The organism is Blautia sp. MB18-30 (genome assembly GCF_023669475.1).
GTDB lineage: Bacteria > Bacillota > Clostridia > Lachnospirales > Lachnospiraceae > Blautia_A > Blautia_A fusiformis.
Map to the genome: position 1 here is coordinate 132,099 of NZ_JAMOYY010000003.1, position 21,961 is coordinate 154,059.

The window sequence follows — 21,961 nt, forward strand, 5'->3', positions numbered from 1 at the left end:
TGTCATACTGTCTATACTTTATTGTAACACTTGGCAGGAAGAAACGCACTTGTTTTTTTTGGGGCGCAGCGGATTGCGAATATCTTCTTATTTTTGAGTACAAAAAAAGTACCTCGTAACTGAGGTACTTAAGAAGCAGGGCTACAAGGATTCGAACCTTGAACTGACGGAGTCAGAGTCCGTTGCCTTACCGTTTGGCGATAGCCCTATGTGTTTTGTTTTTCGCTTGCCTTATCGCTTGCGACGGATGTTATTATATAACAGCTTTTTTGAAATTGCAACCCCTTTTTTTAATTTTTTTTATTTTTTTTCAAAATTTCTTAAACTGCTGTTAAAACTCCTTATTATATGCGGGTTTACGCAGTAAAAAAAATTTTACAATCCACTCCTTTGTGTTATAATAAGCCGTATAATAAAAAGAGCGGAAACAACCGTGTATTTCCCTCCGGTCACAATATCCGGAGGCATCCAAAGGAGAACGCTATGCGAGCAAATAACCTTACTCTGCTCACGGACCTCTATGAGCTTACCATGATGCAGGGATATTTCAAAAACCCTACCAACCAGACCGTTGTCTTTGACATGTTCTACCGCAACAATCCGTGCGATGGCGGTTTTGCCATCTGTGCAGGACTGGAGCAGATGATCGAATACATCGAAAATCTCCGTTTCTCAGAAGAAGACATTACCTATCTGAGAAGTCTTGGCATCTTTGAGGATGATTTCCTTGAGTATTTGAGCAACTTCAGATTCACCGGTGATATCTACGCAATTCCGGAGGGAACCGTGATCTTCCCGAGAGAGCCGATGGTCAAGGTTATCGCACCGATCATGGAAGCTCAGCTTGTAGAGACGGCCATCCTGAACATTATGAACCATCAGAGTCTTATTGCCACTAAGGCAGCACGTGTATGCCACGCAGCCAAGGGCGATCCCATCATGGAATTCGGTCTTCGCCGTGCCCAGGGTCCGGACGCCGGGATCTTCGGTGCCAGAGCTGCAGTGATCGGCGGATGTGCCGGTACTTCCAACGTACTGACCGGCCAGATGTTTAACGTTCCGGTTCTCGGAACACATGCTCATTCCTGGATCATGAGTTTCCCGGATGAGTACACTGCCTTTAAGACCTATGCGAGACTTTACCCGAATTCCTGTACTCTTCTGGTTGACACCTACGATGTCCTGAAATCCGGTGTTCCCAATGCGATCCGTGTATTTGAGGAGATGCGTGAGGAAGGTATCCAGCTGAAAAACTATGGAATCCGTATCGACAGCGGTGATCTTGCATATCTTTCCAAAAAAGCTTACAAGATGCTGGCTGCTGCCGGTTTCGATGATGCTACCATTTCTGCATCCAGCGATCTTGATGAATATCTTATCGAAAGCCTGAAGGCACAGGATGCCAAGATCAATTCCTGGGGCGTCGGAACCAAGCTGATCACAGCCGATAACAATCCGGCATTCGGCGGCGTATATAAACTTGCCGCTGTAAAGGACGCTGACAGCGATGCCTTCCAGCCGAAGATCAAGCTTTCCGAAAACACAGAAAAGGTTACCAACCCGGGCAACAAGACTGTATACCGTATCTACAGCAAGAAGACCGGCAAGATCAAGGCCGATCTGATCTGCCTTGCAGATGAGAAATTCGATCCGGAAGAAACTATGGTGATCTTCGACCCGGTTGACACCTGGAAAAAGACCAAGGTTCTTGGCGGAACCTACGAACTCCGTGAGCTCCTTGTTCCGGTAATTAAAGATGGTAAGAGCGTTTACAAGTCTCCATCTGTCATGGAACTCCGCGACTACTGCAAACAGGAGCAGAACACACTGTGGGATGAATCCAGACGTTTCGTTAATCCGCAGAAGGTTTATGTAGATCTCTCCCAGTCACTCTATGACATGAAGAAGGCTCTCCTGGAAGAAATGAGTGAAAAAGAGCTCTGATAAACAGAAATAAGCATTCATAAACCCTCCTTTCTTATCATAAGCTTATGGATAAGGAAAGGAGGGTTTTTATTGCACAGAGAATTTTATACCCGGCTGATCAGTAGGGAGCATCCTCTGCCGGAAGCCTTTGTGCCGGAACATCTTATCGATATCGGACTTCCATTTGAAGCAGCACCGGGAGATCCGAAGCGGCTTCTGGAGTATCAGGCTGCAAAAGCCGCTTCCCAGCTTTTCCATGCCTGTCACAGATGCGGTCTGAACCTGTGGGCAGTTTCCGGATATCGTTCCTACCAGCGACAGAAGGAGCTTTTTACAGGAAGTCCTTTCGTTGCAGAGCCAGGAACAAGTGAGCACCAGAGCGGACTTGCTCTGGATGTATCCTGTCCTTCCATCCATATGGAGCTCTCCGAAAGGTTTTCCGCAACAGGAGAAGGCCGCTGGCTGAAAAAGAACGCTCCGCTCTATGGTTTTATCCTCCGGTACCCCAAAAGTAAAGAGGAGATCACCGGCATCCCTTACGAGCCCTGGCACATCCGCTATGTGACCAAACCTCTGGCTTCCTGGCTCACCATCACAAATCTGACTCTGGAAGAATACCACAGTTTTCCTTCCCGGTGCCCGCACCCTCCCTGATCTGCTGCCTCCTGGCATCTGCATCTGATGTTTATATCTTGATCTTCACACATTTTTCTGTACATCTGATGCACGTTTACTGCTCCATCTGTCTGCCAAGAAAACCGGCTGCTGTGCGGACAAGTGCACGCTCCGTGTCACCCATTTCCGCTTTTTCGCTTCTGGACAGAAGGATCACGGCCCCGATCGCATCGCTGGCACACAGAACAGGCTGTATCATTTTTCGTTCAAAAGAATCACTGTCATCGACAATGATCGGGATATTTTCCCTGCTGCTCCGACTGATCAGTCTGCATTCTCTGCCGGCAATGACTGCATCCAGATCAGAACTGATCTCTTTTCCTTCCAGTTCCCGGCTTCCGCTGCCGCATGCCGCCACGACCTGATCACGATCTGTAATACAGGCAGTCAGTCCGGTGGTCTGTACCAGCGCTTCCGCATATTCCGCAGCAAACGTATTCAGCTCTCCAATGGGCGAATATTTTTTCAGGATGATCTGTCCTTCCCTGTCTGTAAAAATCTCCAGTGGCGTTCCTTCCTTGATCCGCAGTGTCTTTCGTATCTCTTTTGGAATCACAACCCTGCCCAGATCATCGATCCTGCGAACAATTCCCGTTGCTTTCATCTTCCTGAATTCCTCCTGTATTTTCTGTTCATTGTACGTCAATGTTATGTTAACTATTTGTTTTTCATATGGTTATTATGCGAAAAACTGGGAGAAATATGCATAAAAATCTCTTATTTATCTGTCGCAGGAGCCGCATTGTCGTATGCCTGCTGCAGAAATACTTCCTGAGAATTAAGCGGAGCATTATCGGATGGTTCGATCTTATAAATTCCCTTATTGTTCATGCTCCTTGCTTTTCGATTATCACTGAGCATTGTCACAAACATTTCCTGGATCTGCATACGGATATCCGGATCCTCGATAGGTGCCGCAACTTCTACACGACGAAGAGTATTTCTTGTCATAAAGTCCGCAGAGGAAATATAGATCCTTGCTCTCTCCTGTGTTCCGAAAATATAAATGCGGGAATGTTCCAGAAAACGTCCTACAATACTGATAATGTGGATATTTTCTGTCTGTCCCTTCACTCCCGGGATCAGACAGCAGATACCACGAATCACCATATCAATGTGTACTCCTGCACAGGATGCTTCTACAAGCTTGCTCATAATACGTTTATCTGTCAGAGAATTCATTTTCAAGCCAATATATGCCGGTTCTCCGGCCTTCGCATGCTCGATCTCCTCATCGATCATGGCAAGCACTTTGTTCTGAAGACATCTTGGTGCCACAAGAAGATACTCCATATCTTCAACGGTTTCTCCCATTGCCAGTGCCTGGAACACTCTGGCCGCCTCCATACCGATCTTCGGGTCCGCAGTCATCAGAGAAAGATCTGTATACAGACGAGCTGTTTTTTCATTGTAGTTTCCTGTTCCGATCTGTGTATAATATTCCACATTTCCATCTTTTTTCTTCATGATCTGGCAAAGCTTGGAATGTACCTTATAACCATCCAGACCGTAGATCACGTGACAGCCCGCATCCTCCAGGAGCCGGGACCATCCAATATTGTTTTCCTCATCAAAACGCGCCTTCAGCTCCACCAGAACGAAAACTTCCTTTCCGTTTTCTGCTGCTTCGATCAGAGCCTCCACAACCTTACTCTGTTTTGCCACACGGTAGAGTGTCATCTTAATGGAAACTACAGCCTCATCATTGGCAGCCTCATGAAGCATTGTAAGAAACGGCTTGATGCTTTCATATGGGTAGGAAAGAAAACGGTCCTTTTTCGCGATCTGGTCAAGGATCGGTTCGTGATTGTTAAACAGAGGAGACTTCTGAGGAATTCTTTTTTCATAAAAAAGCTCTGTTCTTTTTCTCAGGCCATCCTGGATCTGGAATACAAAAGAAAGATCCAGTGGTATATCTCCCCGGAATACATAATTCTTGTCCACTTCCAGATACTCGCAAAGTGTTTCAACAACATCTCCGTCCATTTCTCTTGACAGCTCCAGACGGATCGGTGCCAGTTTCTTTCTTGCCTTGATCAGTTCTACCATAAACTCACGGTAATCCAGATCTTCATCATAAAGAGCATCTGCGTCAATATCCGCATTTCTGGTAATACGAAGCAGGGACTTTGCCTTGATGTGATAGCCCTTGAAGATTTTTGAAACAAAGTGAAGGATCAGCTCTTCAGACAACATGTAGGTGCCGGTTTTTCCCGGAACCGGGATCAGACGCTGGATACCTGCACTGCTGCACGGAATGATACCCAGCTTTTCTTTTCCTTTTTTTGTTTCCAGAACTACTACCGCATAGATCTCCTTATTCCGGAGAAATGGAAACGGCTGTCTTTTTCCGACGATAGACGGAGAAATAACCGGAGCCACCTCTGCTTCAAAATAGCGGTCCAGATAATTGCGATCCTCTTTTTCGATCTTATGGAAATTCAGCATATGTATGCCGTATTGTTCCAGCTTTTCCATGATCTCTTCATAAACAACATCTCTTTTCCGGTTCAGCTTTTTTGTTCTGGCAAGGATCGCGTCCAGCTGTTCCTCCGGCGTCATATTGGTTTTATTTTCACGGATATCCTTTGCCAGAAGCATCTGATCCACCAGAGATCCCACACGTACCATGTAAAATTCATCCAGGTTGCTCTGATAGATAGACGCAAATGTGAGGCGTTCACACAGCGGATTTTCCGGATTCTCAGCCTCCTCAAGTACCCTTTCATTAAACTTCAGCCAGGATAATTCCCTGTTCATGTATATTGTATCTGCCATTTTTTCCTCCTGCGTCGCCATGTATTTTTCTTTTTCGGCCGACTTTGTCTGTATTTATCCGTATCATATCAAGCAGGCATCCAGATTTTGCCTGACTGCAGGTTCATGAATGCCTTTGCTTCACGGTTTGCATACAAGTATACTGATCGAATGTTTATTCAATAACAAGACTTTGTAAAATCCTGATAAAATTTTTTTTGAAATTAGGGGTTGCATTTTTGAATAATAGTGGTATAGTATTCATATACTTGATATGTAGTTTTGAATACTACATGTTATTTTATCAATTTCTACATTGCTATATCGTGAAACGTCACTATGATCCATCATTGATGAACTGATCATGAAGTTGTCCATATGATATAAACAGCAGTTTTTTTGCAGGAGGTGTTTTTATATGAAATTTAAATTAAAAGATCCGGGAAGTGCCATAACCCACGGAATCGGCATGCTTCTTGCCGTGGCCGGAGCCACTCCGCTGATCGTGAAGGCGGCCAGAAGCGCAGACGTTCTCCATGTTTTTGCAGTAAGTGTTTTTATCCTTACCATGATCCTTCTTTACCTGGCAAGCACACTTTACCATTCCGTAAACTCTACAGTCAAGGTGAACCGCCGTCTGAAAAAAATGGATCACATGATGATCTTTGTGATGATCGCCGGCAGCTACACTCCTGTATGCCTGATCGTTCTCCACGGACGCACCGGCTATATCCTCTGTGCCCTCGTATGGACCGTTGCCATCATCGGAATGATCCTCAAGGGCTGCTGGATCAACTGCCCGAAATGGCTTTCCTCTGTGATCTACATTGGAATGGGCTGGCTGTGTGTACTTGCTTTTGTTCCGATCTTCCACAATCTGCCCCGCGCAGGCTTCGGATGGCTCCTTGCCGGCGGTATCATCTATACCATCGGCGGTGTGATCTATGCTTTGAAGCTTCCGATCTTCAATGCGAAGCATAAGAATTTCGGTTCCCACGAAGTATTTCATGTTTTTGTGATGCTGGGAAGTGTGTGCCATTTTGTTGTAATGTATTTCTTCGTAGCCGGTATGGCAATCCACTGAGTTACTCTGTAGTCAGATGGATAAAAGCCTCCTCGAATATCTGCAAAACTTAAAGCCCCGGAATACGGGCAGACCTCAGGAAGTTGAAGTTATGACTTCTCTGAAGTTGCCTCGTGTTCCGGGGCTTCTTATTATACCTGATCCGGCCTGTGATCCCGATGATCTCAGCCGATGGTCAGTGTGGAAAGGCCACTGCAGTTAAAATATGCAAATGCACCTATAGTCTGAACGCTGTCCGCAATGTCAAGCTTTACAAGATTTTCGCAGTCTGCAAATGCATAAGGTCCGATGCTGGTAACGCCTTCCTCGATCCGGACCTCTGTTATCTGGTCGCGGTATCCATTCCAGGGGACTTCTTCCTCATTTTGCCATTCATTCATAGCTCCCTGTCCTGTGATCTCGAGAACTCCGTTTTCATCAAGGCTCCAGGATACGGTATTCTCCTCCGCTCCGCAAAAACCACTCTTTTCTCCTGCCGGATCGATTTCTGTTTCCATATCTTCCGATGCTGCGCTCTCCTCAAATGCTGCTTCCGGCTGATCTTCCTGATCATCCGGGAGCATTTCCTGCGGAATGTCCGCTTCTTCATTTTCCGGAAGCTCTATTTCTTCCGGTATTTCCGATGTATCTTGTGTCTCCGGATTATCCGGTGCCTCTGAAACGTCCGCTGTTTCCGTATCATCCGGTACTGCCGGTTCCTCTGACATGTCTGGTGTCTCTGAGATCTCAGATTTATTTTCCGGTTCTGCTTCGGAAATTTCTGCTGCATCCATTGCCGGAGCTTCTCCTGTTTCAATCCCTGTAATGGATTCTGCCGACAGATCCGTCACAGTATCCGATACAGCTTCTGCTGACTCCTCCGCACTGAATGTATCCGCCGCAAAAACACTTTCCATCCATATCCCGCAGGTCAGCATACTGACTGCTGTAAGCCCTGCAAGTATTTTTTTATTTATCCTCATTTCCATGCCTCTACTTTCTGATCCTTACTGCTTTTACCTTGCTCCAGGAAGAATAGTATTTCTTTGTTCCTGATTTTTTGTATGTGCGGATCCTTACATAATACGTTTTGTTTTTCTGAAGCTTTGTCAGCGTGTATTTCGTTTTGGATACTCCGGCCACTGTTTTTTTGCTGCCGGATCTGAAATTTTTGTTTACGGAATACTGGATCTCATATCCGGTCACGTATCGGTTTTTCTTCCATGTGATCTGCGCTTTTCTGCCGGACAGGTTCTTTGCTGTCGTCAGGGTGGTTCCTGCCGGATTCACTGTGACTGTAATACTCTTTGTGGCGGCATTATATCCTGCTGTGGCAGAAGAACGGATCGTGATCCTTGCACTGCCGGTGAATTTTGCCGCAATGGTGATCCTTCCTTGTTTGTCTACTTTTACAGATTTACTGCTGGAAGAATATTTCAGCTGAGCTTTTCCGGAAGCTTTTGCATTGATGCTGATCTTTCTGGCTTTTGCATACCAGGTCCGCCGGATATTGGATGCTTTGATGGTATTGCTGCGTTTCGTTACTTTGATGGTGCAGAATGTGGAACCGGAGGTATAATTGGTTCCCTTTGCAGCGTATGCCATGATCGCCGCGGTTCCTCCGCCTTTGATGGTTACTTTACCGGTGGATGGATCGACAGCTGCAACTTTCGGGTTGCTGGAACTGTAGGTTATGGTTCCATCTGTTGTTTTTTCAGACAGCACACAGAGGAATGGTTTTGTGCCGTATTTTACAGTTATTGTTTTTTTGTCAAATTTCAGGCTCGGCTCTGTCTGTTCGATGAGGAATCCTGCTTTATAGGTTCCGCTGTAATTTCCGGCTCCTGTGATCTCCAGTTCTGCATTTCCCGCATTGGTGTTATTGCTGCATTTTACGGTGTAATCTGTATTTTTCTGCAGTGTATAGTTTCCATCCATGATGACCATTTCCGGTGTTTTTTCGGTTCCGTCATAGGTGTATTTCTGCTCTGTGATCTTGATATCACACAGCGCAAGGCTTCGTTTTGCCGGACTGTTTGTTTTTGGATCCCATGGCACCCAGGTAATGTTTCCACCGTAATCCTGGAGAATATCCAGAGACCAGGTTTTGTCTGTGTATGGATAGTATACGGTTGCAGTTACATTTTTGAAGATGTTATTTCCGAGTTTCGGGCTGTTGCCGTAGAAATAGATATTCTGCAGATTTTTGCTGTCTGCAAATGCGTTGTCGCCTATTTCTGTTACGTTTTCTTTGATATTCAGATCCACCAGGTTTGTACAGTTACTGAATGCGCCCGGTTCGATCACAGTTGCATTTTCCGGAAGTGATTTTCGGATCTCAAAGGTTATTGTGGCTGTTCCTGTATAATCGCTGTCGGTTTTGGCGATCGCAGTGATCTTTGCTGTTCCTGGATTTACATTATCTGCGAAATATACCTGGTAGTCTTTTCCTTCTGTCAGTGTTTTTTCGTTGTAAGTGATGGTTACTGTCGGTGTTTTTTCGGTTCCATCATATACATAGGTCTGTTCTGACAACTGAATGCTGCAGGCTGACAGATCGATCTTCGCTTTTTCCAGTATCGGAAGCTGTCTGTATTCTTTGTGTGATGCATTTCTCCTGCAAACTCTTTCTGCCTGTCCCGGTTCTGTATAAGTTGCAGCCTTTATTGTTTTCCACTCTCCGTAATCATGGCCTAATGCCGCTGTTGTGGTCTGGGCTTTGAGTACGGTTCCGCAGACGCTGCAGTGACTTCCTTCGGTTTTTCCGGTTGTCTCACAGGTAGCTGCTACTGCTGCGTCTTTCACTACTTTGTGGCCTGTTGCTGCGATCGTTTCTGTGCGTGTTTTCTTGCAGCGGGTACAGGTGTAGGTCTTCGTTCCGGCTGCGGTACAGGTCGCTGCTTTTGTTACCTTTCCTCCGTCCCAGCTGTGGCCTAACGCTGCCACTGTGGTCTGGGCTTTGATCACTGTGTTGCAGACACTGCAATGACTTCCTTCTGTCTTTCCTGCGGTCTCGCAGGTGGCTGCTACCGCCGCGTCTTTTACCGCCTTGTGACCTGTGGCTGCGATCGTTTCTGTGCGTGTCTTTTTGCAGCGGGTACAAGTGTAGATCTTTGTTCCGGCTGTGGTGCAGGTCGCTGCTTTTGTTACTTTTCCACCGTCCCAGCTGTGGCCAAGCGCTGCTGTTGTGGTCTGGGCCTTTATTACTGTATTGCAGACGCTACAGTGACTTCCTTCGGTTTTTCCGGTTGTCTCACAGGTGGCTGCTACCGCTGCGTCTTTCACTGCTTTGTGACCTTCCTTAACAACAGTTCTTGTGCCGAGTTTCTTTAAAGTGCCGCCGCTTCCGGTGCCTGAATTATCAGCATACATCACCCAGATTTCCAGAGTATTATTTCCTTCCTTCAAGCTGCTTCCGGAAATCTTCACTTCATATGCCCTGGCATTCGGGATTGTCTGTGTAGTGGCATTCGCGGATGTAGTATAACTGATTCCATTTACCACATATTTAAAAAGTGAAATCTCTCTTGAACTGTCTCCGGCCCATCCTTTAAGGATAATCTCCTCACTGTCCTTACAGCTGATCTTCGCATTATCAGCCGGTGAAAGAATCTCGTCACCAGACTGTACTTCCTCCGAAGTATCATCATAAAATTCCACACTTACCGTATAAGACTTCTTTGTAACCCCATCCGGCGCTGTAAGCGTATATACAACCGGGCTGGTAAAATCATGCGTCGAACCATTCCAGAAGTCTGAAGAAAGTCCAGTTCCCATACCTGAGCCATAATCAATCGAAGGCTTCAATTTTGTAACATTCGTCCCCTTCGGCACCCGAAGAACGATCGTATCCTCCCCGATCGCACCGATAACATCCTGCTTCAGTCCAGGATTTTCCACCTTCTTAAGCACAAAACTGTAAAATGCAGCCTGATCAGAAGGAACCACATGGATCGTCACAGTCACCTGAATACTCTCCTGTGTCTCTGTATCGCTGATCTTATACTGTGAACTGTAATCTCCGGCTGACGCCGTAACAACACCCGTATAGCCAAAAGCATTATATTTTTCTCCGGGCAGATTCGTGCGATTCAATCCTGCCGGCAGCTTTTCCTCAATTACTGTAGTCGCATACGTTCCACTTCCACCAGTCACATTATCTGTGCACAGATACTGCGCCGCACTTTTTCCTACACTGACATACAAATCCAGTGCCGGTACAGTCAGCGGACTCCGCACCGTGATCGTCGATGACGCCACAACTACCGAGCCATACTCTGACGGCAGTTTATCCGTCGCATAAAATACGATCGTACTTCCGCTGTCATCACTTTCCAGAACCTTATCTGCTGCAACCGTTGTAAAGGATCCATTCTTTCCAAAAGCAACATGAACACCATATTTCTCCAGCTCATCCGCTTTAAATATCGGGGTCTGCGTCCCATCATTATATGTGATCTGCAGTTTCACACCGGACAGATCCAGCGTGTTCCCAACTGTAAACTGAGTTTTTGCCGGTGCTGCAAGCACGGAAAGCTTCTTTGCTTTTCTGGCTGTTACCGTAATACTTACCGGAATTTCTTTTCCAAAATAATTGAATATCACGGAGGTATCCTCAGACTTCAGCGGACCTGTTTTATCATAGGAAAAGCCACTGTAAATATATACATAACGTCCACCTATTGTGGCAAAAAAGCTGGCGCCTGAAGGATCAAACTTCTGGTTTTCACTGTATGTCGTCTTCGGATGACCGGAAAGCACAATACTTGTAATATCACTGGCAGATGGTTTTTCGACTGTCATCGACCAGCTGGTCTGTTTTCCCTTATAATTGATCGTCAGTTCCCTTGTCCCCGTTTCCGAATTTTCAAATCCGGCGATCATATCCTTCGTGATCGTTACTGATGTAGAATTATTAACAATAAGCCTTCCCCAATACGCCGGAACTTCTCCCACGTAACATTCTTTCGGTACACCGGAAACAGACAGCGATCTGATCGCCGATGCATCTGCACGTTCCGGCAGTCCATCCTTGGAAATCTGCCAGTCTCCGTCAAAGCTCCAGCCTTTATATGAGTTCGGATTCTTCATCTGCTCTGCTGTAAGAACACCACCTGTTGTAAGCGTCTGTTCCGTGTTTGTCCCAATGAGCGCTCCCTGGCCGTTTTTACCATAACAGTCCGAAACATGTCCATTCAGACCGATAGCAGAATTGAGTACATTTGCATTTACCTGTGCACAGATCTGACCTGTAACTGCTGTTCCGCCAGTCACGCGAAGCGTACCTGTAAAAGCACACTGTTTCACATATCCGCCCATGTTTCCAAACTGTTCGATCCGGCCGGCAATGCCTCCAAGGTAAACCTGATAAGAATTTCCGTTAGCCTGTGTGACAGAAAGATTTCCTCCTGCAACACATTTTTCAATAGTACCAATGTTTACTCCTGCGATACCACCAACATAGCTGTCTGTAGCTGTCATGGATATGGAAATATTTACTCCGGACGAACAGCCGCTGATAGTACCGGCCACCTCATTCTCTCCGACAATCCCGCCAAAAGCCGGATGGCTCATGGAACTGGTAGAGCCCATATGTCCTGTTACCGTTCCGGTTACCCTGCAATCCTGGATCTTACCGGTATTATACTGTGCCACAACACCATGGATATCATGACTGTCATAATCAAAATCCGCAACAATATTCAGATCCTTTATCGTTCCTGCATTCTGCTGGATCAGAGGCTTTTGGAGACCGGTTATTGTGAAACCGGCTCCGTCCAGCGTTCCACTGAAATACGATGCCGAAAAATTTGTCCTTCCGTCTGTACTGATATTTTTTGTCAGACGATAGTATGCTCCCTGGTTTGCCTGAATCAGATTAAGATCATCGATCGAAGATATCTTATATGGATTTGCAAACGTACCATCTCCCTCTGCCGGTGCAAGGGAAGAGCTTCTGCTTCCAATGATACGATAAACAATCCCTGCGGAGCCATCCGTCGGAACGGTAAACTTACCGTTCGACAGCTTCACCAGGATTGCCGATGCTGCCGGCAATGTATGGTTTTCATTGCTGTCCCCTGCATAAAACGGAAATGTCGCTGCCTTTGCCGCAGCAATGGTATCCCCGTAAAAGCTGTATTTACCGGAGCTCTCACCGGCTGCAACTGCCGTATAAAAATCCGCCATAAGCTCCTTAAAAGAAACTCCGGTTACTTTCTCCAGATATTGCTCACAGCTGAGAGAAGAAGCATCGATCGTATAAAACTTTGGAAGCACCTTCATAGGCTGATAGCTTCCTGCCATCCGGTCGATAACATATCTTACAAAAAGATACGGCATTCCATAGTCCTGTGCATTGTCATCCCGGTAATTCTCGTAGATCAGCGAAGATCCTGAACGGATGACCGTATTACTTCCAATACCATTCAGCCAGCCGCTGCTGTCCGTTCCTCCCCAGAGATAGTCCATGACAGCCACTGCAAGACCCTCATTCAGCCACGAATATCTGCCGGTACTCATAAATCCGGTTTTCAGCCAGAGGATTGCATGCTGTCCCTCATGAACAAGAAGGCCATTTCGCTTTGACATCTCCCCCGAAACATAAGAGGATGCTGACGGTGTGTTGATATGGATTGCTGTGATCCCTTCATCATACATATACATACCGCTGGCGCTGCTTAAAGACTCCAGCAGGATCGACAGCTTGCCTGAGCCATCCTGTGCCGGAAAATCACCTGCACAGAGCTGGTTAAGGATACGGTAAGGCTGACCATCGTAGACAGCTGCCATATCCGCAGCAATCAGAGATGTTTTCCCTGCGGTATCGTAATCTGCCTTCAGGGTCTCATCCATCCACACATAGCAGTGTTCCCCAACTCCGATGCATACATATGTTTTTCCATATGTATCATGGCCGTTAGTTCTATAGATGTACTTTTTTTCACCTACCTGATAGGTGGTCGCCGCAGCCTGTACAGCAGTCAGCATCGGTTGGTCATCCTGCATGTATGCCTGCAGCTGATCATCCTCCAAACTCTGTACCTGCCCCACATCTGCTGCCTCTCCCGCAGTTCCCTCTGTTGCCGCCTGCGCCGATGCATTGCTTCCACCCTGCACGACTGCATAATCTTCTGCTTCAGAGTCCGCCGCCTGTGCCGATGTCCCGTCAAACTGCAAGGTTCCCGTATTTCCGGGATTTGTGGTATCTGTGTTAATGATAACTGCATATTCCCCGGAAAATGTTTCTCCTGGCTTACCCTCCTGAACTGCTGCAAAAACCTCTGTTCCGCAAAATAACCCCAGAAACAGAAAACAGCACATAAGCCGGAGACAAAAATCTTTTGTCTTTTTCATCCTCTTTCCTTTCCTCTTCTCAGCTGACTGAGTTCTTTGATTTTTGTGTTTATTCTACCATGTTCACAATATTCACACAATTCCAAATATTTGATTTTTATTATCATAAAGCGTCTTTTTCTGCCTCCGTTGCAGCTGCCCGCCTGCCGTGTATACAAAAAGAGCGATAAGCTCTGATATTGGTATCGTGCAGAACTTTTCGCTCTTATTGAACTACTCTTATTGATATTCAGCATGACTGCCTTCAGCTCCAGTGACGGGTCTGCATCCGGAATTGAAAAGATTTCCGACAGTTTCAGAACTTCATCAACTCCAGCTTCTTCTCCCTGGTCAGCTGCTTGATCCGGTACTCCCGGCTCATGGCCTCCTCCTTTGTGGCAAAGCCTTCGTAATACACCAGCTTCACCGGCCTTTTGGCCCGGGTATATTTGGCGCCTGCTTTGCCTTCATTATGGGCTTTCATCCGCCTGGCAAGGCAGTTTGTCCAGCCGGTGTAGAGCGTGCCGTCCGCACACTGCACGATGTATGTATAGTTCATAGCAGTCTCCTCTTCTATAAAAAATTTATGCAATACAATGCCAAATGCCAGTACATCTTCAGTAACATCAACCCTGATATTTGCCTTCCTGTAAAACAAATATCTGAACACTTTTCTGGACAGTGTGATCTGTCTTCCGTGATATTTCCTCTCCTGTAAAACAAACATCCAGTCGGCCGCATTCTTTCTATGTAAAGACAGCCACCAACATTTCTTCAGCAGCCGTCCTTCTATCCTCAAGCAGCCGGCACAATTCATGTATTTCACTTACATCAAAAAAATAAAAGCAGGTCGGGATTCCGGCTGCGGATTTTCCCACCTGCTTTATTATACGGTCATTTCTTATTTCTGTGAATATGGAATTCACTGCATAGCTGCTCTATAGGTATTCGTATTCTGATCTTGCTGTATTTCACGATCAATAAGCTCTGCCTACTCCATCACATAATTCTTCAGCACATAAATCTTCCCATCACACTCCACAGCCTCCACCTTCACAGTCTGCTCATCCGTTTCCGGATAATACCTGGTAGAAAAAACAATTTCTCCACCATTCACATAGATTTCCACTGCTGTGGTATCTGCAAGGATTCTGAAAGCTTCAACCTTACCGGACGGAACATGCGCCTTACGTACTTTACGTCCGGCACCGGCCTTCTCGGAGAGAGTTAAGATCACATCTCCGTCCTGATATTCCAGGAAGAGATTTTCCCCAAGGCTCACTTTACCCTGCTCACCTTTTACCTGAACATCCAGATCAAACGGTCCATTCACCGGAATCTCCGCACTGGAACCGCTGACAGAAACGCCAGTCTTTCTCAGCCCGTTCAGTTCTTCCACCGGATACTGATAAAGCATTCCGTTTTTATACGTAACTTCCCTTGGAACAGTCAGGCAATGCTGCCAGCCTTCGCTCTCTGCTGTAGGATTCACATACTCCTCATCTGCATCCGGCATTCCCATCCAGCCGATCAGGATCCGTCTGCCCTTTCCATCCTGGAATGTCTGGGGTGCATAGAAATCAAAGCCGTGGTCCCATTCCCGGAAAGCTTTTTCCTCCGGCTTTCCATCCTTCAGGATAAAGTATCCGGACTGATAGATGTTCTGAAAACGGAACTCTTCTCTGGTCAGTCCCTGGGGAGATACAGAAAGCACCTCCTGTCCCTCAAGAGTGAAAAAATCCGGGCACTCCCACATGTATCCGAATGCCTTTTCTGTAGTAAGCTCACTGTCAAATTTCCAGTTCTTCAGATCTTCGGATCTGTAAAAAAGTACGGCGCCCTGGTCGCTTTTCTGACGGCCGCCAAGGATCATCCGGTACTCTTCCCCCTCCTTCCAGACCTTCGGGTCACGGATGTGGCAGGTGTAATTCTCCGGATAATCCTCACAGGAAACTGCAACCTCCTTTGTTCCGAAATGAAGGCCGTCCGCACTCTCCACATGAAGAGTGCTGGACTGTCTTCCGTTATTGATATAATCATAATCTCCATCCATCTTGATGTTTCCTGTGTAGAAAAGATGAAGCTTATCTTTCTCCGCAATCGCAGAGCCTGAGTAAACACCATGACAGTCATAAATGCTGTCCGGCAGAAGCGGAACCCCTTCATATCTCCAGCTGATCATATCTTCACTGGAGTAATGTCCCCAGAATTTCAGTCCACCGTTGGCCTCAAACGGAGAATACTGGAAAAACACATGATATCTTCCCTTGTACCAGCATAATCCGTTCGGGTCATTGAGCCATCCCACAGGCGGCATCAGATGATGGGTCAAACGGTTTGTCTGCATCGTCCTATCAACTGCTGCCGTTTCCTCGATTTTTCGCACTTCCTCTGCAAGGACCTTGGTCAGAGAACTCATTTTATTTTACCTCCAGTACTTCAGAACCATTATTTACTGTTCCTTCTGCAAGCATTTTTACTTCTTCATAATCATCGGTATTGGTTACGATCAGCGGTGTGGTCACATCATAGCCGGCTGCCTTAATAGCATCCATATCAAAGGTGATCAGTGTCTGGCCTTTTTTGACCACGTCACCGTCCTTTACATGAGCGGTGTAGAATTTACCGCCAAGCTCAACAGTGTCAACGCCGATATGGATCAGCAGCTCCAGACCACTTTCTGTTGCAAGCCCGATGGCATGCTTTGTGTCAAAAATTGTAGAAACCGTAGCGTCACAGGGTGCTTTTACTTCACCTTTGGACGGAATCACTGCCATGCCCCTTCCAAGGACTTCAGATGCAAAGGTTGCATCCTTTACTTCTGAAAGCGGGATCGCAGTTCCCTCAAGCGGGCTGTAGAGGGTCTGTGCACCTGTCTCTGAAGTTTTCTCCTGGGCAATTTCTGCCGGAGCATCTGATTTTTTCTCTGCTTCAATATTTTTTTCAGCTGTTTCCTGTACCTCATCCTTATATCCGAACATCCAAGTAAGCACAAAAGCCACACCAAATGCGATGGCAAACATCAGGATATAACCAACTGGATTATTCAGGCACAGCAGGATTCCGAAGATACCGGTAACACCTGTTCCTGTGGCACCAAGACTGCTAATGGAGGCAAAAAGTGCTCCGCATGCACCACCCAGGCAGCCCATGATAAACGGCTTTCCGAAGCGGAGGTTTACACCGAAGATTGCCGGCTCTGTGATTCCCATGCATGCGCTTAAGGCAGAAGGAACAGCCATGGATTTGATCTTCTGATTTCTGGATTTCAGGCCTACAGCAAGAGCTGCACCACCCTGTGCAATGTTAGCTGCAGATGCAAGTGGCAGCCAGTAGGTAACGCCGAATTTGGCCAGCTGTCCAAGGTCAATGATAGTGTACATGTGATGAACACCAGCAACAATAGTCGGTGCATAAAAGGCACCCATGATAAAGCTTCCGATTCCAAATGGCAGTGCGATCAGCCACTGGATCCCATCCAGAAGTCCGTTCTCAACTGTTACGAAGATCGGTCCGATAATGGAAAGTGTAAGATAGCCGGTTACAAAAACACTGACAAGCGGTGTTACAAAAAGATCGAACATTGCAGGTACGACTTTATGAAGTCTCTTCTCAATCTGTGCCAGTACCCAGACTGCAATGATAACCGGGATTACATGTCCCTGATATCCAACCATGTCAATGGAGTAAAGTCCGAACCATACTTTCTGTGTGGCCTGTACGCCTTCCGTGGCAACTGTCCAGGCGTTCTGCAGATTCGGATGAATCATGATCATACCGATAACCGCACCAAGGTAAGGGTTGGCGCCGAATACTTTTGCACCACTGTAAGCGATGAGGATCGGCAGGAATGTGTACGCTGTGTTACTGAAAAGCTGTGCAAATACATAAATGGAACCATTGGTGTTAATATTCAGGAAGCCGTTGTTTACCATAAAGTTCAGGGCTTCCATGATTCCCATCAAAAATCCGCTTGCTACGATAGCTGGGATGATCGGGACAAAAATATCTCCCAGTGTCTTGATCAGTCTCTGTATCGGATTAGCCTTGGATGCTGCCACCTTCTTAAGCTCATCCTTACTACTCTCTGATATTCCGGCGATCTGGATAAATTCATCATAAACCTTGTTTACAACTCCTGTTCCCAGGATGATCTGCATCTGTCCCTGTGCGAAAAACACGCCCTTCACACCGTCGATGTTCTCTATATATTCCTTATCCGCCTTGTCATTATCCGCAATGACCAGACGAAGCCTTGTTGCACAGTGCGCCGCGGAAATGATGTTTTCTTTCTTTCCTACATGATCATAGATTTCCTGTGCTGTCTTTCTGTAATCCATGTCCTTCCTCCTTTTCTGCTACTGTTCCCGGACAGTCATCTCTTTCTTCTTTCCCTTTCTTCGGATCAGATCTGTCTGTTCTTTCTTCAGCTTCCCGGGATTTATTATCTCTGATCCATTGTTTTTCATTTATTTATGAGATTGATTTCATACATCCATTCATACAAGGGACGGTAATTTTTCCATTTTTTAAGCTTTTTGATGATTTCAGCACTTTTCAATGGTATGTTTTATGTTATTGCTTGTGTTCTTATGTGGAATCGTTCTCACATCTTACTTGTATTATAACTACTGCATTATTATTTGTAAATCCGCAACATCGCACAAATTTCTTCAGTCAAAATTGTACATATTCCATAAGAACAGATGCAAAACAGACAAACCAGTCAGGACATCGCAGAAAAAATCTGGCATTTTTCTGTGTTTGCTCAGCCATAACACAGCACCACACCAAAAGAAGCAGGTCTTTTTCTCCCAAAAGATCTGCTCCTGTTCCACAATAACTTATAATTTCTTCCTCTGTCTGCGAGGATATTCTCTGTTACCTGTGAGATTCCCGTTCCACAAGCTCACATCCCATTTTTATTTCCTTGCTGATCCCGGTATCGTTCTCAATAAGATCAGCCAGCATGGCTGCTGCCTCCATTCCGCTGGTCTTATAATAAAAATGTACCGTTGTCAGCTTCGGTTCCACGATCTTACCCGGAACTCCATCCCCAATCCCTGCGATCTGAACATCCTCGGGAATGCGAAGCCCGATCTCCTTCAAATAAGTCATGGCTCCCACCGCCATAGTATCCGTAGCACACACAAGAGAATCTATGGAAGGCTCCTCCTCAAAAAGCTCCTTCGCCATCTCATACCCGGAATCCATGGTAAAGCTTCCGATCTTCATCCTCTCCGGCACGACCTCCAGCTTAGCTTTATGGATAGCATCCATAAAACCCTTTTTCCTGCAGGCACCAACTGCCTCGTCCTTATCTGTAACGCCGATATAGGCAAACTTTTTCCCCTTCTCCGCCAGCTTCTCCGTGACCTGAAAAGCTGCTTTATGATCATCCTGATAAATACATGGATATCCGTCCAGATGCTGTCCCAGGATCACGATCGGTACCTTATAATCCTTCAGCATCTGTTTATGCTTTCTGGTAAACATGGTAGCAATAAAAACCACTCCGTCCACCTGACGTTCTTTAAACAGAGAAAGGTATTTCAGCTCTTCTTCCACATCATTATTGGTATTGGCCAGAATAAGCTGATATCCTCTCCGTGTAAGAATATCACTGATCCCTGTCACCTCACGGCTTATGGTATCTGAATTGATCTTTGGAAGGATGACACCGATGAGACTGGTTTTTTTGGTCCGCAGTGTCTGTGCCTGGGAGGATGGCTGATATCCTGTCTCCTGGATCACCCTGCGGATGACTTCCTTTTTTTCACTGCTGACATATCCATTATTCAGATATCTGGATACCGTAGCTCTGGAAACTCCGGCAAGCCTGGCTATTTCATTAATGTTCATAACTTATGTACCTCTTCTTTTGTCCTGTTATATCTGTCCTTGTATGCATATTTATAATATAGATTATACACGGTTTCTTTCCGGTAAAAAAGATTCTTTTCCTATGTAAATGGAAATTTTTATTACTGCTCACTCCGTTCTCACTAATACGCTTCACAACGCAGAGAATACGGGATGCATATATCTCCCATCCCGTATCCTCCATACTCTGTTTCTAAAAATCTCCCCGGCATATCTGTTTTTCGGTTTTCCCTGTCATTCCAGATATTCAAACGGATCTACCGGCACGCCATCCTTTTTCATTGCAAAATAAAGATTCGGGCCTTCTACAGAATAATATTTGGTAGGTGCGCTGATATTTCCGATCACTTCGCCCTCCTTTACTGTGTCACCTTCTGCCACAGTAAGGTCCTTCAGCTGCCCATATACTGCCTGATAACCATTTCCCAGCTCCATAGTCACAGTCGTTCCCGTACAGGCATCCTGTACAACAGAAAGCACCTGGCCATCTGCCGCCGCATACACCGGCGCATCCTCCACTGCCTGCAAAGCAATGGCAGAGCTCACACGATACTGATCCAAAGTCGGATAATATACGGTTTCATCCATATTGTAATCCACAAGAACCGTTCCTCTGACCGGCCATTCCATAATGGAATCCTCCGTAAAATCCAAAGCCTGTGCCGCAATTCCGACAGCTGAGGTCTCTGCGGTATCTGTGGAAGCTCCAGCTCCGTTATTCACCGCTCCCTCTGCCGATGTATTTCCGGCATTATCTGCTGTATTTCCAGTGCCATCTGTGCGGCTTCTGTCTGCACCTGCTGCCGCAGACACGCTCCTATCCTCCGTACCACTTCCATTATCTGCATCTGCCGCTGCATTTTCGGCTGTACCACTTCCTGCAGTCTCACGGATGCTTCCTGTCACTCCATCTGCTCCGGCTTCTGAAGCTCCTGACAGACCTGCTTCATCTCCGGTTTCTCCATCAGAGATCTCATCCTGTGCTGCATCCTGCCAGCCATCTCCGGCAGCTGCCGCATCCTCTGCGTTTTCCCCGTCCGAAAGCTCTTCTTCCAGCCCGGTCTCTTCTACCTGTACAGAATTTTCCTCCTGGGGATTTTCTGCGATGGGCTTTGTTCCAAGCTGATAAACAGTAATCCCAAGTGCCGCCACTGCTGCCAGAACACCTCCGTTGATAATACCTCTCACGATTTTACTTTTCATATTCTTTCCACCTCTGTCTGATATGTTCATTTTCAGTAACAGAAAAAGCAGTAAAGCTGCCGTTTCGGTCACCATTTCTATATCTATAGAGTGTCCAGAATATGGCTGTCTATTCATTTTTTGAATATTTTTTTATCAGACGTTGCTTCGGATGCCTGACTTTCTTTAATCCTCAGCTTTCAGCTCCATCTCCGGAAAATATTTTTTCAGGATCTCCTCCGCACTGCTTCCGTTTTTTGCCATCTCATTTCCACCAAACTGGGAAAATCCCACACCATGACCGCTACCACGCACTCGCAGATAATAAATATCATCCTTTTTCTTCAAACTGAAATTCGCGGATTCCAGTCCCATTCCCGCTGCAAAGCTTTCTCCCTCCAGAAGTGTTTCCCCAATCGTAAGCTCTGTCACATAACCGGCACTGTCCCGTTTTTTGATCTTCAGCTCCCCGGAAAGCTGCCCCGCAGGAATTTCCACGATTTTTATATGATCCGGAGATTTTTTGTCCTCACTGCTATCTGCCGATTTCAGATATGTATACGCCTCATCATGAAAAGCCTCTTCCCCGCTGCGGGTTTTCCCTGCGCTTCTCTTATGCCAGGGAGTCAGCCTCACTTTTCCTTCATATGTAAGTACCTGTCCATCCGTCTCTTTTTCTGCCTGCTCATAGATCTGCCTTTTTTCTGCAAAAAAATATCTCCAGACTTCCTCTGTACTTCCGTTTTCCCTCAGGATCTCTGCCAGATTTTTCCCCTCGCCCAGCCACCTTTGAATATTCGACCGTGCGATCACAGTCTGCGCTTTTATGGTTTCTTTTTTCATATCCGGGGAAATCTGCGAAAAAACAATGACCGGGAGATATTCTTCCATATCCGGCACCCTCTCTGCCAGGACCCTGTCCGGTCCATTAATGGTTGCCGCCGAAAAATAAGGAAGAACAATTGCTAAAAACACCAGACAATATCGAAGAAGCGCATATTTTTTCATAAAAACACCATAAGCGTTCTTTTTCCTAATATATGTTCTTTTGCCAAAAATTATTATTTGCTGTATACTATAGCAGTTCTATGAATCAATGCATCAAAAAAAGTTATTCCGAACATGCTGCAGTAATTTATG

Annotated in this window: 13 protein-coding genes and 1 tRNA gene; 3 read left to right on the forward strand and 11 right to left on the reverse strand. The window is 46.1% G+C overall.

Annotated features, from left to right (window positions below; genetic code table 11):
• Positions 1-136: 136 nt before the first annotated feature.
• A tRNA-Gln gene (locus NCY57_RS02380) sits at positions 137-208 on the reverse strand.
• Positions 209-483: 275 nt separating this feature from the next.
• Here NCY57_RS02380 and NCY57_RS02385 point away from each other — a divergent pair.
• Both NCY57_RS02385 and NCY57_RS02390 read left to right on the forward strand, forming a co-directional pair.
• Positions 484-1,944 carry a nicotinate phosphoribosyltransferase gene (locus NCY57_RS02385; RefSeq protein WP_015526739.1) on the forward strand — a complete coding sequence of 487 codons (1,461 nt, stop codon included), beginning with the start codon at positions 484-486 and terminating at the stop codon, positions 1,942-1,944.
• Between the two features lie 72 nt (positions 1,945-2,016).
• A complete protein-coding gene (locus NCY57_RS02390; protein WP_173739827.1) occupies positions 2,017-2,580 on the forward strand; it encodes a M15 family metallopeptidase in 564 nt (187 codons plus the stop codon).
• A 76-nt stretch (positions 2,581-2,656) separates the two neighbouring features.
• Here NCY57_RS02390 and NCY57_RS02395 read toward each other — a convergent pair whose 3' ends face one another.
• Both NCY57_RS02395 and ppk1 read right to left on the reverse strand, forming a co-directional pair.
• On the reverse strand, positions 2,657-3,205 hold the full coding sequence (locus NCY57_RS02395) for a stage V sporulation T C-terminal domain-containing protein (protein WP_022426132.1): 549 nt from the start codon (positions 3,203-3,205) through the stop codon (positions 2,657-2,659).
• A 113-nt stretch (positions 3,206-3,318) separates the two neighbouring features.
• Positions 3,319-5,433, reverse strand: coding sequence for a polyphosphate kinase 1 (gene ppk1 / locus NCY57_RS02400; RefSeq protein ID WP_330605175.1), 2,115 nt, complete (start codon positions 5,431-5,433; stop codon positions 3,319-3,321).
• Between the two features lie 343 nt (positions 5,434-5,776).
• On the opposite strand from ppk1, the gene trhA reads away from it, so the two are divergent.
• Positions 5,777-6,442, forward strand: coding sequence for a PAQR family membrane homeostasis protein TrhA (gene trhA, locus NCY57_RS02405; protein ID WP_022426134.1), 666 nt, complete (start codon positions 5,777-5,779; stop codon positions 6,440-6,442).
• Between the two features lie 164 nt (positions 6,443-6,606).
• On the opposite strand, the gene NCY57_RS02410 is transcribed toward trhA, so the two are convergent.
• The 8 genes from NCY57_RS02410 to NCY57_RS02445 form a co-directional block, all read right to left on the reverse strand.
• Positions 6,607-7,404, reverse strand: coding sequence for a leucine-rich repeat protein (locus NCY57_RS02410; protein WP_173739825.1), 798 nt, complete (start codon positions 7,402-7,404; stop codon positions 6,607-6,609).
• Positions 7,405-7,414: 10 nt separating this feature from the next.
• The gene (locus NCY57_RS02415; protein WP_250789442.1) at positions 7,415-13,777 is read right to left on the reverse strand and encodes a leucine-rich repeat protein; all 6,363 of its coding nucleotides are present in this window, start codon (positions 13,775-13,777) and stop codon (positions 7,415-7,417) included.
• A gap of 295 nt (positions 13,778-14,072) precedes the next feature.
• Complete coding sequence (locus tag NCY57_RS02420; RefSeq protein ID WP_022426137.1) at positions 14,073-14,315, reverse strand: GIY-YIG nuclease family protein; 243 nt, start codon at positions 14,313-14,315, stop codon at positions 14,073-14,075.
• 432 nt (positions 14,316-14,747) lie between these two features.
• Positions 14,748-16,175, reverse strand: coding sequence for a glycoside hydrolase family 32 protein (locus tag NCY57_RS02425; RefSeq protein ID WP_173740152.1), 1,428 nt, complete (start codon positions 16,173-16,175; stop codon positions 14,748-14,750).
• A 1-nt stretch (position 16,176) separates the two neighbouring features.
• Entirely contained in the window at positions 16,177-18,096 is a 1,920-nt protein-coding gene (locus tag NCY57_RS02430) for a PTS beta-glucoside transporter subunit IIBCA (RefSeq protein WP_173740151.1), read from the reverse strand.
• A gap of 541 nt (positions 18,097-18,637) precedes the next feature.
• On the reverse strand, positions 18,638-19,618 hold the full coding sequence (locus NCY57_RS02435) for a LacI family DNA-binding transcriptional regulator (RefSeq protein WP_021652887.1): 981 nt from the start codon (positions 19,616-19,618) through the stop codon (positions 18,638-18,640).
• A 255-nt stretch (positions 19,619-19,873) separates the two neighbouring features.
• Positions 19,874-20,842 (reverse strand): M23 family metallopeptidase, encoded by a 969-nt coding sequence (locus NCY57_RS02440; protein ID WP_173723512.1) that lies wholly within the window; start codon positions 20,840-20,842, stop codon positions 19,874-19,876.
• A gap of 165 nt (positions 20,843-21,007) precedes the next feature.
• Positions 21,008-21,829: a SpoIID/LytB domain-containing protein gene (locus tag NCY57_RS02445; protein ID WP_173740150.1), complete on the reverse strand. Its 822-nt coding sequence runs from the start codon at positions 21,827-21,829 to the stop codon at positions 21,008-21,010.
• Positions 21,830-21,961 lie beyond the last annotated feature (132 nt).

Bases quoted from the DNA above. Each gene is read 5' to 3' on its own strand.
- NCY57_RS02385 (WP_015526739.1), top strand. From the start codon at position 484: ATGCGAGCAAATAACCTTACTCTGCTCACGGACCTCTATGAGCTTACC.
- NCY57_RS02395 (WP_022426132.1), bottom strand. From the start codon at position 3,205: ATGAAAGCAACGGGAATTGTTCGCAGGATCGATGATCTGGGCAGGGTT.
- trhA (WP_022426134.1), top strand. From the start codon at position 5,777: ATGAAATTTAAATTAAAAGATCCGGGAAGTGCCATAACCCACGGAATC.
- NCY57_RS02410 (WP_173739825.1), bottom strand. From the start codon at position 7,404: ATGAGGATAAATAAAAAAATACTTGCAGGGCTTACAGCAGTCAGTATG.
- NCY57_RS02415 (WP_250789442.1), bottom strand. From the start codon at position 13,777: ATGAAAAAGACAAAAGATTTTTGTCTCCGGCTTATGTGCTGTTTTCTG.
- NCY57_RS02420 (WP_022426137.1), bottom strand. From the start codon at position 14,315: ATGAACTATACATACATCGTGCAGTGTGCGGACGGCACGCTCTACACC.
- NCY57_RS02425 (WP_173740152.1), bottom strand. From the start codon at position 16,175: ATGAGTTCTCTGACCAAGGTCCTTGCAGAGGAAGTGCGAAAAATCGAG.
- NCY57_RS02430 (WP_173740151.1), bottom strand. From the start codon at position 18,096: ATGGATTACAGAAAGACAGCACAGGAAATCTATGATCATGTAGGAAAG.
- NCY57_RS02435 (WP_021652887.1), bottom strand. From the start codon at position 19,618: ATGAACATTAATGAAATAGCCAGGCTTGCCGGAGTTTCCAGAGCTACG.
- NCY57_RS02440 (WP_173723512.1), bottom strand. From the start codon at position 20,842: ATGAAAAGTAAAATCGTGAGAGGTATTATCAACGGAGGTGTTCTGGCA.
- NCY57_RS02445 (WP_173740150.1), bottom strand. From the start codon at position 21,829: ATGAAAAAATATGCGCTTCTTCGATATTGTCTGGTGTTTTTAGCAATT.